This is a genomic window from Syntrophaceae bacterium, from assembly GCA_013177795.1.
Lineage (GTDB): Bacteria > Desulfobacterota > Syntrophia > Syntrophales > UBA2192 > UBA2192.
Genome location: JABLXY010000001.1, coordinates 598,218 through 612,915, shown reverse-complemented (window position 1 = coordinate 612,915; position 14,698 = coordinate 598,218). Strand labels below are relative to the sequence as shown.

General features: G+C 65.8%; 15 protein-coding genes. 5 read left to right on the top strand and 10 right to left on the bottom strand.

Annotated elements, in window-relative coordinates; all coding sequences use genetic code 11:
• Nucleotide 1 precedes the first annotated feature (1 nt).
• The 4 genes from HPY67_02825 (at nucleotide 2) to HPY67_02810 (ending at nucleotide 2,884) form a co-directional block, all read left to right on the top strand.
• Complete coding sequence (locus HPY67_02825; GenBank protein NPV03648.1) at nucleotides 2–676, top strand: hypothetical protein; 675 nt, start codon at nucleotides 2–4, stop codon at nucleotides 674–676.
• 27 nt (nucleotides 677–703) lie between these two features.
• On the top strand, nucleotides 704–1,690 hold the full coding sequence (locus HPY67_02820; GenBank protein NPV03647.1) for a D-glycerate dehydrogenase: 987 nt from the start codon (nucleotides 704–706) through the stop codon (nucleotides 1,688–1,690).
• A gap of 124 nt (nucleotides 1,691–1,814) precedes the next feature.
• Nucleotides 1,815–2,330 (top strand): ferritin family protein, encoded by a 516-nt coding sequence (locus HPY67_02815; protein NPV03646.1) that lies wholly within the window; start codon nucleotides 1,815–1,817, stop codon nucleotides 2,328–2,330.
• 38 nt (nucleotides 2,331–2,368) lie between these two features.
• Entirely contained in the window at nucleotides 2,369–2,884 is a 516-nt protein-coding gene (locus HPY67_02810) for a ferritin family protein (protein NPV03645.1), read from the top strand.
• An 83-nt stretch (nucleotides 2,885–2,967) separates the two neighbouring features.
• Here the strand turns inward: HPY67_02810 and HPY67_02805 are convergent, their stop codons facing one another.
• Entirely contained in the window at nucleotides 2,968–3,240 is a 273-nt protein-coding gene (locus HPY67_02805) for a hypothetical protein (GenBank protein NPV03644.1), read from the bottom strand.
• A gap of 197 nt (nucleotides 3,241–3,437) precedes the next feature.
• Between HPY67_02805 and dksA the strand changes: the two genes are divergently transcribed.
• Nucleotides 3,438–3,800 carry an RNA polymerase-binding protein DksA gene (gene dksA / locus HPY67_02800; GenBank protein NPV03643.1) on the top strand — a complete coding sequence of 121 codons (363 nt, stop codon included), beginning with the start codon at nucleotides 3,438–3,440 and terminating at the stop codon, nucleotides 3,798–3,800.
• Nucleotides 3,801–3,887: 87 nt separating this feature from the next.
• On the opposite strand, the gene HPY67_02795 is transcribed toward dksA, so the two are convergent.
• The 9 genes from HPY67_02795 to HPY67_02755 all read right to left on the bottom strand — a co-directional run bounded on the left by HPY67_02795 (nucleotide 3,888) and on the right by HPY67_02755 (nucleotide 14,552).
• A complete protein-coding gene (locus HPY67_02795; protein NPV03642.1) occupies nucleotides 3,888–5,204 on the bottom strand; it encodes a hypothetical protein in 1,317 nt (438 codons plus the stop codon).
• Nucleotides 5,201–6,505, bottom strand: coding sequence for a 4Fe-4S binding protein (locus tag HPY67_02790; GenBank protein ID NPV03641.1), 1,305 nt, complete (start codon nucleotides 6,503–6,505; stop codon nucleotides 5,201–5,203). Before HPY67_02790 ends, HPY67_02795 begins: the two co-directional genes overlap by 4 nt.
• A 99-nt stretch (nucleotides 6,506–6,604) precedes the next feature.
• A complete protein-coding gene (locus HPY67_02785; GenBank protein NPV03640.1) occupies nucleotides 6,605–7,066 on the bottom strand; it encodes a 4Fe-4S dicluster domain-containing protein in 462 nt (153 codons plus the stop codon).
• The gene (gene fdhF, locus HPY67_02780) at nucleotides 7,047–9,095 is read right to left on the bottom strand and encodes a formate dehydrogenase subunit alpha (GenBank protein ID NPV03639.1); all 2,049 of its coding nucleotides are present in this window, start codon (nucleotides 9,093–9,095) and stop codon (nucleotides 7,047–7,049) included. Before fdhF ends, HPY67_02785 begins: the two co-directional genes overlap by 20 nt.
• Nucleotides 9,092–9,937, bottom strand: coding sequence for a 4Fe-4S binding protein (locus HPY67_02775; GenBank protein ID NPV03638.1), 846 nt, complete (start codon nucleotides 9,935–9,937; stop codon nucleotides 9,092–9,094). Before HPY67_02775 ends, fdhF begins: the two co-directional genes overlap by 4 nt.
• Nucleotides 9,938–10,372: 435 nt before the next feature.
• On the bottom strand, nucleotides 10,373–10,801 hold the full coding sequence (locus HPY67_02770; GenBank protein NPV03637.1) for a hydrogenase iron-sulfur subunit: 429 nt from the start codon (nucleotides 10,799–10,801) through the stop codon (nucleotides 10,373–10,375).
• 1 nt (nucleotide 10,802) lies between these two features.
• On the bottom strand, nucleotides 10,803–12,509 hold the full coding sequence (locus HPY67_02765; protein NPV03636.1) for a CoB--CoM heterodisulfide reductase iron-sulfur subunit A family protein: 1,707 nt from the start codon (nucleotides 12,507–12,509) through the stop codon (nucleotides 10,803–10,805).
• Between the two features lie 4 nt (nucleotides 12,510–12,513).
• Entirely contained in the window at nucleotides 12,514–13,716 is a 1,203-nt protein-coding gene (locus HPY67_02760; GenBank protein NPV03635.1) for a CoB--CoM heterodisulfide reductase iron-sulfur subunit A family protein, read from the bottom strand.
• Between the two features lie 134 nt (nucleotides 13,717–13,850).
• Complete coding sequence (locus tag HPY67_02755) at nucleotides 13,851–14,552, bottom strand: 4Fe-4S dicluster domain-containing protein (GenBank protein NPV03634.1); 702 nt, start codon at nucleotides 14,550–14,552, stop codon at nucleotides 13,851–13,853.
• Nucleotides 14,553–14,698 lie beyond the last annotated feature (146 nt).

Below are 14,698 nucleotides of genomic sequence, written 5' to 3'. Positions count from 1 at the left end.
CATGTTCGAGCACGACTACCTCGTGTCGGAGCCCCTGTTCTGGCTCTTCGTCGCCGCGACAGCGGTCCTCGTATGGGGCTATTACTGGGGGGCGCGGGAGAACAAGCGCCTTTACCTTTCCGCCTTCAACGGCCTCGTGGATGTCATCAAGCCCGTGGACCAGACCTTCACGAACATCGGGGGCGCCATCGGCTATCACGGCAACTTCGTCACCCGGAAGGACTCCCCCGTCGAGAAGGTGGAGGCCACGATCACCTTCCTGGCCCGGCAGTCTCTGCTGTACCTGCCCGTTTCCATCCTCATCCGCAAGCATGACCGTCTGTTCATCACCCTCACCATGCGGCAGCCGCCGAAGGAGGAGGGGCACCTCATCGAGGAGCGGTATTCCCGCTTCCGCAGGGCACGGATCACCAACGAGGCCCGGCTGAACCGCGAGCCGATCCGCTGGGGCGACTCCAACTGGCTCGTCTACTACGAGAGCGGCCGGATGCGGGACCAGCTGAAGAAGCTGACGACCGCCCACCCCGACCCGGGGGTGCTCCGCCACATCGCCGTCGTCCCCGACCAGAGAAAGTGCTTCGTCTTCATGATCCCGAAAAAGGGGATGGTGAAGAAATACTTCGAGCCCGTCTACCGGTGGATTCCCTCGCTCATCCCGTCGAAGAAGACCGCCTGACGTGCCGTTTTCCAAAAGGACAGCCCCATGAAACATCGGATTCTCGTCTCCGGACACCTGACCGACGATATCCTCTCTCTGCTCGCGCAGGAGTGCGACGTGCGGGCCAACAGCGAAGACCGGCCCATGGAGCGCGCGGCCCTGATCGAGGCCGTCGCCGGGGCGGACGGCTACCTGTCGATGATCACCGACGCCGTGGACGCCGAGCTGATGGATGCGGCCCCCCGCCTGAGGGTCGTCTCCAACATGGCTGTGGGGTACAACAACATCGACGTGGCGGCCGCGACGGAACGGGGCATCGTGGTGACCAACACGCCGGGCATCCTCACGGAGGCCACGGCGGAGCTGGCCTTCGCCCTCACCCTGGCCGCCGCCCGGCGTGTGGTGGACCTCGATCGCCGGACGCGGGCGGGGGAGTGGACCTGCTGGGCGCCCCTGCTGTTCCTGAGCCGGGAGGTATCGGGCAAGACGATGGGGATCGTCGGGCTCGGGCGCATCGGCAAGGCCGTCGCCCGCAGGGCACAGGCCTTCGGCATGCGGGTTCTCTACCACAACCGGTCGCGACTGGATCGGGCCGAGGAGCGGAATCTCGGCGTCGAGTATGCGGAGCTGGACGACCTGCTGGGAACATCAGACTTTGTCTCGCTGCACGTGCCGCTCACGGATGAGACCCGGCACCTCATCGGCCGCAGGGAACTGGGCCTGATGAAACGCACCGCGTACCTCGTCAACACGTCCCGGGGGCCTGTGGTGGACGAGGCGGCGCTGGTGGAGGCCCTGCGGGACAGGCGGATCGAGGGGGCCGGACTCGACGTCTACGAGAACGAGCCTCTTCTCACCCCGGGGCTCACGGACCTGGGCAACGTGGTCCTCATGCCCCACGTGGGGAGCGCGACGGTCGAGACCCGGATGAAGATGGCGCGCATGGCGGCGGAAAACCTCTTGGCCGTCCTGTGCGGGGAGAGGCCCGCGCACGTGGTGAACCCGGAGGTGTGGCCCCGCAGAAGGACATGACGACGGGCACCCGCGGGGCAAAGAATCGATTGTCTTTCCGGCGAGGGCAACCTATATTCAGACCGTAAGGGTCCGGATGTCCGCGTTTGATTTCAAGCGTCACAGGGGATAAGGAGGCTGCACCATGGCCAGGACGGAAATGAGCATCTTCGATTTCGCCGTGCAGGCGGAGCGTGACGGCATCGGGTTCTACACCAGGGCGGCAAAGAAATTCAAGGAAGATGACCTCCGGGAACTCTTCATGAGGCTCGCCAAGGAGGAGGTCAGGCACATGGAGACGTTCCTTGGGATCAAGGAAAAGGCAGAGAAGAAAGGGGCGGACCGGATTTTCCGCTCCGATCGGGTCAGCGACTACCTCGACACGATCATCCGCGAGGGGCTCTTCCCGAAGGGCGACAGCATGGTCAAGAGGCTCGGGAGGGTGAGCACCGTGGGCGAAGCCTGCGCGATCGCCATGGAGGCTGAAAAGAACGCCATCCTGCTCTACTCGGAACTGGCGAAGCTCGCGAAGGACAAGGGACAGAGGAAGATCTTCGAGGACATCGCAAAGGAGGAGCGCTCCCACATCGTCATGGTGGGGACGGCGCGGGCCGACCACGACCCGGCGTATGCGGCGATGCGGTTCGGCAGGTTTTTTTGAGCCGGCAAGCGGAAACGGAAGGCACAGGAGGTTACGGGATGGCAAAAACGGAGATCAGCGTGATCGACTATGCCGTACGCCAGGAAGAGCAGGGGGTGAGTTTCTACACGAAGGCGTCCGAGAAGTTCCGGGGGACCGAGCTGGCGGGACTGTTCATGAAACTCGCCAAGGAAGAGGCCAAGCACCTGCGTGAGCTGATGAACATCCAGGCCGCGGCCCTTCGAAAGGGCGTCGAGGAATGCTTTCGTGACGTCGAGGTCGATGCGTACCTCGAGGCCGTGATCCGGGAAGGGCTTCTCCCGGGGGGCGACCGGGCGGAGGATCGGCTCGACCAGGTCAAGACCGTCGAGGATGCCTGCCGGATCGCCATGCAGGCGGAAAAAAACGCGGTCCTCCTCTACACGGAGCTGGCGGAGCGTTCGAAGGACAGGGGACAGAAGAGGATGCTCGAGGCCATGATCCGGGAGGAGAAGGCGCACATGGCGAAAATCGCCGGCCTGCGGGCCGACATCGACCCGATTTACGCGGCGGAGCGTTTTGGGAAGCTCTGCTGATCCGGGCGGGTCACGCCAGGAGCCGGGAACGGAAATCCCCCCGGCCGGACCGTTGCGGATCCCGGCCGGAGGGGATTTTTTTATCAGACGAACTCGATCTCCAGGTCGGGGAACTCGAGATTGAACTCGACGGTGAGATTGCGGATGATGGTGTCGGCGACCAGCTTGGCGATGAAGACGCACGTCCTGCAGTCGGGCATGTGGCTTTGGAAATTCGTGAAAACAAAGAGTTTTTTCTGCGATTCGCTGTATCGGACCCTTTTCACCACCCCGAGGCGGCTGACGGGCAGGTCACTCTCGGGGTCCTTGACCCGATCGAGAACAGCATCGATTTTCTTGATCATTTCCGGGTTCACGGGGCATTGCCTCCTTTCCGGGAAGTGATTATACTATAGCAAAAAGAGAGGAAAGTGTGCTATGGGGAAAAACCGTTGGCACATTTCATGAATAACTGAAATGCCGAGGGCGTGATGCAACGCCCTGCTTCAAGGGGGGACAAGGCGTGGCCAAGGTTCAGCCCGCGACAGCCAAGGACCTGAAACTGATCCGCAGGATGCTCCAGGAAAAGATCAACGAGTTGATGGCGGAAGTGGGGAAGACCGTGGTCGACATGGCGGGCAACGAGGAGAAGCTTCCCGACATGAACGACCGGGCCTCCCAGGAGTCCGACCTCAACCTCGAGATCCGCATGCGGGAGCGTGAGCGGAAGCTCATCATGAAGATGAGGGAGGCCATCGAGCGCATCGACTCCGGGACCTACGGCATCTGCGAGGAGTGCGGCGAGCCGATCGGCGTCAAGAGGCTCATGGCCCGGCCGGTGACCACCCTGTGCATCGAGTGCAAGACCCTCGAGGAGAAGCGGCAGAAGATGCAGGGCAGGACCCCGGAGCTGCTGCCGGCATTTTTTGCGGACTGACTCGGGCGCAGAGAGCCGAGCGCGGAGGAAAAAAGCCCCGGATTCGATTCCGGGGCTTTTATGTGTCCCTACGCTTGACGCCGGGCGCTACGCGCTTCCTTCCGGTATTTTCCCCTCCAGGAGCATCTCCACCTGACCGTCGAGCTTCGCGGCGAGGGTCTTCACCTCCTCCGCGTCGGGGGACAGGAAACGCAGGAGATCGGACCGGTCCAGCCGGCCGGCGATCTGCATGAACACGGGGCAGATGCCCAGGATCAGGGCCGCGGCCGCACGCTCCGTCCATGCCCTGCCCGCCGACAGGGGCGTGATGCCGCCGCCCAGGAGGCGGTAGTCCCGCGTGTCGATCCCTGGGGCCGAGGGGTGGTCCTCGTCGTCGAGCGGGGTTGCGGCTGCGGCGAGCGTCTCGACAGCCTCCAGGGCTTCCTTGAGGGGGCGGTCCTCGCGGAGGGACTGGGCAGCGGCAAGGGGGTCGAGCCCCAGCGCGAGGCATCTGCGGAGCAAGTGCAGGGAATGCTCGGACTTACGGGACAGGGCAGCGAAGCCGGCATGGTCCATCAGGAGGAGCGACTCTTTGTCCGGTCCCGTTTTCCCGGGTGCCGCGTAGCTCATGCAGGGGCAGGGGCAGTGGTAACAGGCCCGGTTGCGCCCGAGCCCTCGCCGCAGGGCTTTCACCGCGTCACCTGCGTCTTCGAGCTTCCGCACGGCGGGGAGAAACCCCTTGCCCGAAAGCGCCCCTGTGCCTTGAAGCGACTTCTCCAGCGCCTTGGAAAGCGAGGCATGATTCTCGAGAAAGGGAAGGCCCCCGATGCCGTTGAGGAGCACGGCCTTGAGGTTTTTCGCGGCCATCCGCGAGGCCAGCCCGACCCTGTCGGGGCTGCCGTGGGTGTCGACGGAGGCCGACGCGTGGGGGCAATGCCGGTCCGCCGCGGGGCCGGTCACGATGGAGGCACGGAACCCGGGGGCTCTCCGGCGGAGCATCTGCATCAGATCGGGGATGGGCTTGCCCGGGGAATCCGGCAGGGGCAGCACGCGCACCTGCCCCCGGCTGACGGACAGGGCGCAGGGTTCTTTCGCGGAGCCGCGGATAACGAGGACGTCAAGGCCGGAGAATTTCAGTTCCGGGCCGCTGCGCAGCATGAAGGGGACGTGGCAGAGGTGGTCCCAGCGGGGCGAGCGGAACGTCCCGACCAGGAGCGCCGAGGCAGGGGCGAAGCTCCCCGTCAGCGGTCCCGTCCCGAACACGAGGCTGTCGCTCTCGTAGTCCGCAAGGATCCGGGCGTTCAGCGAGGCCCCGCCGATGTGGTCCCGGCACATCTCCGCCGGGAGATCCAGCGTGTAGGACGACGGAATCGTCAGGTCGACGACCCCGATTTTCCCGTTGTAAAAAGGCTGGTAGGGGCTCATTGGTTTGCCTCCCCGGGGGTCGCTTTCTGCCAACGGAAACGGATCTTTGCCGCGTCATAGGGGCAGCGGTCGACGCAGCGCAGGCACATGATGCACTCCGTCATGGGGATTTTCGGGGAGATGCCCTCCCGGAGTTCATCGGCATTGATGATCCCCACCGGGCAGACCTCGGCACACTGGATGCAGGAGAACTTCTTGCACTTGCGCGCGCCGATGACGACCTTGAGGAGCCGCAGCAGGCTCGCGATGCCCAGCGTGGCGCCGACGGGGCAGAGGTAGCGGCACCAGGAGCGGCGCTCGGCCAGCTCCGTTGCCGCCAGCGCCGGCACGACAGCCAGCTCGGCGCTCTGCATGAAGGACGTCACCCCGTAGGAGCGGCACAGCGTTCCGATGGGGCAGACCGTGCAGAAGGCCTGGAAGCCCACGGCGGCGCTGCTCCCCAAGGCGCCGCCGAGGATGCCGTACTTGGCCATGCGGCTCTTCAGGAAGTTCGGCCAGCCGATTCTCTTCGGGACGATCTTGTCCACCAGGTCCAGCACGAACCCGAAGGGGCACACCCAGCCGCAGAAGACCCTGCCGAAGAGAACCGTCAGGATGAGAAGGGCCAGGGCCGACGAGGCGCCCACGAGGATCAGCGTCCCCGACGACGCGATGTTCTGCAGCGTCCCCGTCGGGCAGGAAAGGCTTACGGTGCCCGCGCGGAACCAGCAGAAGGTGCCCACGACGAGGATGACGAGGAAGAGAAACGACAAGGCCTGGACGCCCCAGCGGGCCGCCTTGATCCAGCGGAAGGCCTTGCCGCGGGTATAGGTGAGGGCGCCCTCGGGACAGTGCTTCACGCACAGCGGGTCCCCCTCGCAGAGATCGCACTTGTGGATATCGCCGCTTCCGGGGTCCTTGAGGGGGGCGGCCTCCGGGCAGGCCATGGTGCAGAGGCCGCAGTCCACGCAGAACAGGTCGTTGATCCGCACGATGCCGTCGTCGCCCTTTTCGATGGCCCGCGTGGGGCAGGCCTCGAGGCACAGGGGCCTCCGGCAATGCTGACACAGAACGGCGAAGTTCTTCCCGAGCCTCTCGTCGGTGAGGACCTTGACGCTGGCCGATGCCGGGGCGACCTTCGCGACGTTGCGCGTCGAGCAGATCATCTCGCAGGTCCCGCAGCCCGTGCACTTCTCGGGGTCGAAGAGGATGTAGCCGTTTCGCCGCGGCATGAAGCGGTCGGAGAGCGTCTTCTTCTCCGGCCTGCGCGGCCGCAGGTCCTCGAGTGTCAGTTGGGGTTCGAGCTGTCTGGATGCTTCCATTCTAATGGTCTGTCCGGTCTGTCAGTCTGTTCGGTCCTCTGGGAACCCTTGCCCCGCAAGTCCTCTCCCCCGGCGGGGGAGGATTGAGGTGAGGGCGGGTCATGCGTTGCGCAGCAAATAGATCTCGCGCCGGCAGGACGGGCACGTCTCGAGGGCCTCGAGGACGTTTGCCGGCTCCGCCTTCAGCCTGCCGAGCACGAAATCCTCGACGGGCACGGCCAGGAAGAACCGGCCGCAGGCCCGGCAGCGCTTCGCGTCCTCGACGACGTTCTCCTCGATGGCCGCTTCCCGGAGCTTGCGGATCAGGTCCCGGCAGCTCACCCCCTGGGGACAGACGTCGGTTCCGCTGTTGCACTCCGTGCAGTACCAGATGTTCCTGTCCGCCACGACATCGTCGCCCACGAGGGTCTTCTTGATGATGCCCCTGGGCGACATCTGGATGCCGAAATCGGCGTACATCTCCGCCATGGGGCAAGCCGCCACGCAGCGGCCGCACTCGACGCAGCCGGCGGCCCCGGATACCGTTTTTGCTTCCTCTATCCTATCGCGCCTCGGCTTCATGGTCCTTTTCCAATTTCACGGCGCATACCTTGTACTCCGGCGTCTTGCAGGCCGGGTCGAGCACCGGGTTGGTCAGCACGTTGGCCCTCGCCTCGGTGAAGTGGAAGGGGGCGAAGATGCTTCCCTTGACGACCCGGTCCGAGATCCGCGCAGTCGTGACGATGCTGCCCCGGCGCGAGGTGACACGGACCCGGTCGCCGGGACCGACGCCCAGCGCGGCGGCATCCGCGGGGTGGATCTCCACGTAGGGGGCCTCGATCTCGCGGTTCAGGAAAGGCGATCGCCTCGTCATCGTTCCCGTGTGGTAGTGGGCGAACACGCGACCCGTGTTGAGGTAATAGGGGTACTCTGCGTCGGGCATCTCCATGGGCGGCGTGTAGTCGGGCACGACGAAGCGGCCGAGCCCCCGCGTGAACGTCGTGCCATGCAGGAACCGCGTCCCGGGGTGGCCGGCATCGGGGCAGGGCCACTGCAGACCGGCCCGTTCCAGTCGGTCGAAGGAGATCCCCGCGTAGGCCGGGACGAGACCCGCGTACTCCGCCATCACCTCTTCGGGCGTGGTGTAGTCGAAGGCCAGACCCAGGGCCTCGCCCATGAGGCAGAGGATCTCGAAGTCCGTCTTCGCCGCTCCGGGCGGCTCGACGGCCTTGTGCACCAGCTGGAACCGCCGCTCCGTGTTCGTGTAGGTCCCCGTCTTCTCGGCAAAGCAGGCGGCGGGCAGGACGAGATGGGCGAACCTCGCCGTCTCGGTGAGGAAGATGTCCTGCACGACCAGGAAGTCGAGCCGCTGCAGGCACTCCATGACATGGTTGACGTCGGGGTCGCTCAGGCAGGGGTTCTCGGCCATGATGTAGAGGGCGCGGATGTCCTTGCCCGCTGCGGTGATGAGCTCCGTGACGGTCTTGCCTGGCTTGTCGGAGAGCTCCGTCTTCCAGGCCTTCTGGAACTTCTCCCGCACGGCGGGGTCCGCCACGGGCTGGTAGCCGGGATAGAGGTTGGGCAGGGCCCCCATGTCGCACGCGCCCTGGACGTTGTTCTGGCCGCGCAGGGGGTAGATTCCGGAGTAGGGCTTGCCCACGTGGCCGCAGAGCATGGCGAGATCGCAGATGGCGATCACGTTGGCCACCCCGCAGGCGTGCTGCGTGATGCCCATGCAGTAGACGATGGCGGCGTTCTCGGCCTTCGCGTAGGCCTCGGCGACCTCGCGGATCACGCTCTCGGGGATCCCGGTCTCCCGGGCCGCCCTGTCGAGGGGCCAGGCCTGGAGGAACGTCCGGAGGGCCTCGAAGTTCTCCGTCCTCTTCTCGATGAAGTCGGTCTTGTGGAGCCCCCTGTCGACGATGTGCCGCATCATGCCCGCCAGCAGCGGGATGTCCGTGCCCGGGTTGATCTGCAGGAGCCTGCGGGCGTTCTTTGCCACGGGCGTCTCCCGCGGGTCGATGACGTAGATCGTCGCCCCCCGGTCGAGGGCCTTGTAGACTTCGCCCATGAGGACGGGGTGGCTCTCGGCGGCGTTGGAGCCGATGAAGAGGATGCAGTCCGCGCCGGCCAGGTCCGAGATGGAATTCGTCATGGCGCCGCTGCCGAGGGTCTGCAGCATGCCCACCGTGGTTGCGGCGTGGCAGAGCCTGGCGCAGTGGTCCACGTTGTTGGTCCGGAAGGCCGCCCGGATGAGCTTCTGAAAGAGGTAGTTCTCCTCGTTGGTGACCTTGGCGGAGGCGAGACCGCCGACGCTGTTGGGGCCGTGCGCATCGGCCGTCTCCCGGAGCTTCCGCGCGGCGAGCGCAATCGCCTCTTTCCAGGGGATCTCGACGAAGGAGTCGCCCTTTCGCAGCAGCGGTGCCCTCAAACGCTCGGGGTGATGGACGAACTCGTGGGCAAACCAGCCCTTCACGCACAGCGACCCCCGGCTGACGGGGTTTTCCCGGTCGGGGTAGGAGGCCGTGGCGCGTCCGCCCTCGACCTTGAGGACGAGCCCGCATCCCGTTCCGCAGTAAGGGCAGATGGTCCGAATGAATTCGGGGTTCATGGCTTCTTTCCCGCGCTGTCGACCCAGTCGGGGACCTGCTGGCCCGGACGGGGTTCCTTGATGAAGTCGAAGAGGACGGGGGACTTGCGCTCCGCGTCAAGGCCCGCCTCGTAGTTGTAGTCCCTCTTCAGCGCCGCCCGCATCGAGAGCTGGAGCGTCATGAGCGGGATGCCCACCGGGCAGGCCTCCTGGCAGGCCCCGCAGGCGACGCAGGTGTCGCTCAGGTGAAAAGCACGGATCAGATGGAACGGGACCATCTCCGCCGGGATGACGCCGCGCTCGACCCAGACATCGTCCTCGAGCTTGCAGGGGACGCAGATGCAGATGGGGCAGGAGTTGCGGCAGCCGTAGCACTTGATGCAGCGCCTCAGCTGGGCGGCCCATTTCTCCATCCTCTCCGCGGCCTTGCCCCCGAGGTAGGCCTTCACCCGCTCGTCGGCAAAGGGGTCGATGCCATCGACGGCCGTTCCCGCGTCGAGCTTCTCGGGGTAGGGGCGGCTGCAGAGGCAGGCCCTTGCCTGGTCGGCATCGCAGGCATACCCGATCGTGGGGAGCCGGTCGCGGTCGATCTGGCCGCGCTTGGCCAGCTCCACGATCGCCCTCTCGTCGCACCCCCGGACGACGACCGCGAGCCTGTAGGGCGCCGGCCTGTCGCGGAGGATCGAGCGGGCCATCTTCGCAAAGAGCCACTTGGGCTCCAAGACGAGGGCATCCAGCTCAGCCGGTGCTGTGAAGACGTGCGGGTGGATCACGTCGAAGGGACCCTTGCGGAGCCCCAGGACGCCGTCGGCTTCCTTCCTCTCGAGGATTGCTCTTGCTTTCTGTTTAACCTGTTCCAGCATCTTCCGATCATTGCGGACTGCTGTCCGCAAGCTCATGAGCAGGATTCTTCCTGCGAAAACGGTTGCACGCGACCCGCAGCTTGCTGCGGGGACGCGAGCATCATGACAGCGAAAACCCTTCCCTGAGTTTCTGAATTCCCGCAGGGAATTCTCATTGACGGTTTTGTCGCAACTTTCAGTTGCGACCCGGCAAGGATGAGCATGTCATGATTGCGCCTCCTGACGGAAGGCGCCCCCGGTCGACCGCTCTAACGCTCGCTGCACTGCAGACGCGAAAACTCGCCCTTCGGGCTCAAACAGTTCGCGCTGCGGACGTTTCGCTTCGCGAAGAGCGGTTGCCGAAAACGCGTCAAACTTCGCTATCCAGAATCCCGCTCAATCGCTTTTTCAAGATTGCAGTTCGGGCACCAGCCCTGTTTGATTTCACCCATCTTGTCACTGCTTGGCTGGCAGCCACGACGCCATGGACGGCAGCCCCGCCACGTGCTCGTGGAATGCCCGGATCGTGTCGGCCCACTGGTGGTATTCGTGGGCCGTGCCGAACCCCAACAGGAGGCGGTCGGCGCCGATGCCCGTCGTGTCCAGGAGTGTCTTGAGCAACTCCAGGCGCTTGAGGGCAGGGTGGTTGGCGTCGTTGAACCGGCACCCGCCGATGTGGCAGCCCAAGACGGCGACACCCGCCGCCCCGCTGGCGAAGGCCCGGATCACCGCGTCGGGCTCCACGTAGCCCGCGCACTCCACGGGGATCACGCGGAAGGAGGCGGGCAGTTCCACGCGCCTGCGCCCGGCTGCGTCGGCCCCGATGAGGCCGCACCAGCGGCAGGCGAAGACGAGGATGTTCACATTCCTTGCGGCGGGGGACATGTCAGAGCACCTCCCGGAAGGCCCGCCGGATCATCTCGCCCGTGACCCGGTAATTCTGCTCGGGGATCTGCATGGCCCCGTTCGGGCAGACCGACGCGCAGCTGCCGCACGCCTTGCAGCGGACCTTGATGACCCGGCTCACGGAGCGGTTGCCCGTCCGCTGGAGCCTGCAGGCCCCGTAGGGGCAGACGGCGACACAGTTGCCGCAGCCGGTGCACGTCTCGGCGTTTGCCGTCGCGTGGCCGAGCTTGGCCCCCGGCACCCGGCTCATGGAAAGTGCCGAAACGGTTTGCTGTCCGAGGAATGATGCCGCCTTGACGGCAGCCGCCTCGCCCTGCGCCATGGCCTGGTCCGACGAGACGGGCCAGCGGGCCGTCCCGCATATGAAAACGCCGTCGTTGAGCGTCTCCACGGGGTGGACGGGGTAGACCTCGGCGATGAAGCCGTGCCTGTCCGCGGGGACCCCGAGCATGCGGGCGAGCGCCGCGCTCTCGGGGTCGGCGATCAGCGGCGTGCTCAGCACGAGCAGGTCCGTCTCGACCGTCCGGGTCTTCCCGTTGATCGCGTCGAAGACCTCGACGCCGCTCACCTGTCCGTCGCCCCGCACCTCCGGGGGCCTGTCGGCATCGAAGCGGATGAACTGCACGCCCCTGCGCAGGGCCTTGCGGTAATAGGCCTCCAGGGCGCTTCCCGGGGTCATGATGTCGCGGTGCAGGACGGTGGCCTTCGCACCGGGAACCTCGTCGAGGATCCGCATAGCGTTCTTGAGCGACAGGGGGCAGCAGATCGTCGAGCAGTAGGGCCGCTCGGCGCTGCGGGCGCCCGCGCACTGGACGAAGACGGCCGAACGGCAAACGGGCTTGCCCGACGCGAACTGCCGCTCCATCTCCATCTGGGTGATCACGCCCTTGAGCTTGCCGTACCCGTAGAGCCCCTGGGGGAAGAGGATGCGCGCCCCCGTGGCGAGCACGACGGCCCCCACGCGCAGGCTCGTGCTCCCCTCGGGACCCGCGAGCGAGACCTTGAAATCCCCTGCATAGCCCTTCGCTGAGGCGACCTTCGTCTTGCCGTAGAAGCGGATCAGGGGATTGCTGCGGGTTTCGGCGACGAGTGCCGCAAGCTTTTCGGGCCCCGGCACGTCGGACGGGTAGACCCGTGTGACCATGTTGAGAAGGCCGCCCGGCGCCGTTCCGCGGTCGACAAGATGCACCTCGAACCCCAGGCGGGCCAGTCCGCAGGCCGCGGAGAGGCCCGCAGGACCCGCCCCGATCACCAGGGCGCCCTGTTGGATCCGGACGGTGACATCTTTTGAGTCCTGCATGTTCTGCAGGACGGCCAGTTCCATGTCGAGCTGGTTTGCCGCCTTCCGCGTCGCCCCCGCTGGGTCCTTCCCGTGCACCCAGGCGCAGCCTTCACGGAGGTCCACGGCGCGCACCGTCCTGACGTCGACACCCTCCTTCGCGAGGGCCTGGCGCACCATTTCCATCCTGCCGTAAGGCGAGCAGGCGCCGAGGAGGACCTTGCCGATGCCGCGCTCGCGCATCAGGGCGCCTGCCTCGGCAGCGTCACCCGGCATGCAGAGGGATTCCCGCACCGACACGAAATCCACTGTGGGGTCGGCCTCGAGCCTCTTCCGGATGGACTCGAGGTCGATGACCTTGCCGATCTCGCCGTAGCAGTTACAGAGGAAGACGCCTGTCTTGGTCATGAGCTCAGCCTTTGGTTCCGAGGACCGATCGCAAGGCGGCCGACGATGCCTGAATCGCCGACTCCGTCACGTCCGCGGGCTCCATGACGAAGCCGCAGGAAACGGCCGTCGAGCTTACAAACCCCTCGTCGCCAAGTTCGGGTCCCGCCTCGGGGGCGGGCCGCGGCGGGAGGGACGGTTTCAGGTTGCCGTTGAGGACGACCATGTCGAACCTCCGGATCTCGCGCCTGCCCGTCGACGTGTCCTCGTACCGCACGGCGATGCCGCCGCCGGGCAGGGGATGGATCATCGAGGGTCGGCCCCGGACGAGGCGTACCCCGTTGCCGTTGAAGTCGCGCAGGGCGTATTCGTAGTAACCCCGTCCCACGGTGCGCAGGTCCGTGTAGAGGATCACGCAGTCGATGGAGGGGTTTCTGCGCTTGACCCACTGGGCCTGCTTGAGGGCGTGCATGCAGCAGACGGCCGAACAGTAGGGCAGGAGCCTCAGGTCCCGGGCGCCGGCGCACTGGATGAAGGCGATGCTCCGGGGAACTGCCCTGTCCGAGCGGCGCAGGATCTTCCCCCGGTTGTCGCCCGCCTCGGCCTTCCAGGCCTCGAACTCGAGCGACGTGAGGATGTCCGGGTGGGTCCCCCAGCCGAACTCCTTCATCGGGGCAAGACTCATCTCGTCGAAGCCGGCCGCCCAGATGACCTTGTCGGCGTCCACCGTGATCTTCCGCTCGCCCCGGTCGAAGGCGATGGCCTTTGTGGGGCAGGCCTCCACGCAGGCGCGGCAGGCCCCGCAGCGTTCCCGGTCGATGCAATAGACGGGCGGGTAGGCGTGCTCCCAGATGGGGCGGGCCGCGCCCTTCGGGCAGGCGGCTTCGCAGCGGCCGCAGCAGATGCAGAGCGCGGGATCGACGACGGGCGCCGATTCGATGATCACGGCCCTGAGCCGGTCGCCGGCCTGCTCCAGGGCTTCAATCCGGCTCAGCGTGTGGATCGTGACGGCCTCGCTTTCCTTGCAGCGGCGGATCTCCGTCCAGAGCGGGCAGAAGGCGCAGTGGTCCGTCGGGTAGAACTTGTCGAGCTTCGCCGCCTGGCCGCCGAGGTCGTGGTTTTTCTCGACGATATGCACCCGGTGGCCGCCCGCGGCCAGGTCGAGGGCCGCCGATATCCCGGCCACCCCGCCGCCGACCACGAGAATTGTCTTCTTGCGAATTGCCATGTCCTGCATTCTCTGATTGCGCCGACACGATGGAAGTTGCGAGCTTGTGAAGCTTGGAGAGGCCGCGGACGATCCCTCACCCGTCGGCTTCTCCGAACCCCCCAAACGCACAGATTCAATACGTCCTCTTCATGTCACTCCTCTTCGTCTTCTTTGACCAATCCGTAATGCTCTCTGAGCTTCTGGATGCGGCCCTTGAGCCAGTCCACGAAGCCCTCCCTTCGGCCGTGGCCGCGCTCGTCTTCCTCTTCGCGGCGCATGGCGATCCGCCTCTCCGGCGCGGGGATCCGCCTGACCTTGTCGTAGATCGTGACGATGGACTTGGGCTTCGTGGGGCAGCGTTTCTCGCAGGCATTGCAGCCGGTACAGGGGTCCTCGAGGACAACCGGGAACTTGCCTTTTTCGAGCACGATGGCGTCGTAGCGGCAGGCGTCGAAGCAGCGCGTGCAGTCCTCCTGTCCCGTCCAGGCGAGGCAGGTCTCGCGGTTGATGACGGCGTTGCCGATGTCGATCTCGTCGCGGGAGATATTCGCGATGGCCCCCGTCGGGCATTCCCGGATGCAGGCCATGCAGAAGATGCACTCCTTGTGCAGCAGGATGGGCGTGCCGAAGCTCGCAATGCCCCCGGCGAGACCGGCGGGACGGATCGCGTCGGTGGGACACACGTCGACACACCGGTAACACCGCGCGCAGTGTGCGAGGAAGGCTTTCTCTTCGAGCGCCCCGGGCGGGCGGGGGATTTCCTTCGCCCCGCTAGCCTTAAACAGGCCGAAAATGACGGTCGAGACGGCGCCGCTGACGAGGAGCTGGATCGTGTCCCTTCGTGAAAAGGCCATAGGTGCAAGTGTCCCTTGGTCGTTTCAGGTTCCGTGTCACCGACCCCTCTCCTCCGCGGTACCGGACCGAAAGCGCGATAAACAAGGATGAAAAGAAAAGCAAGGGCGGGCGAGCGCGTCGCCCGCCCTTGCCGTTGACATCAAAC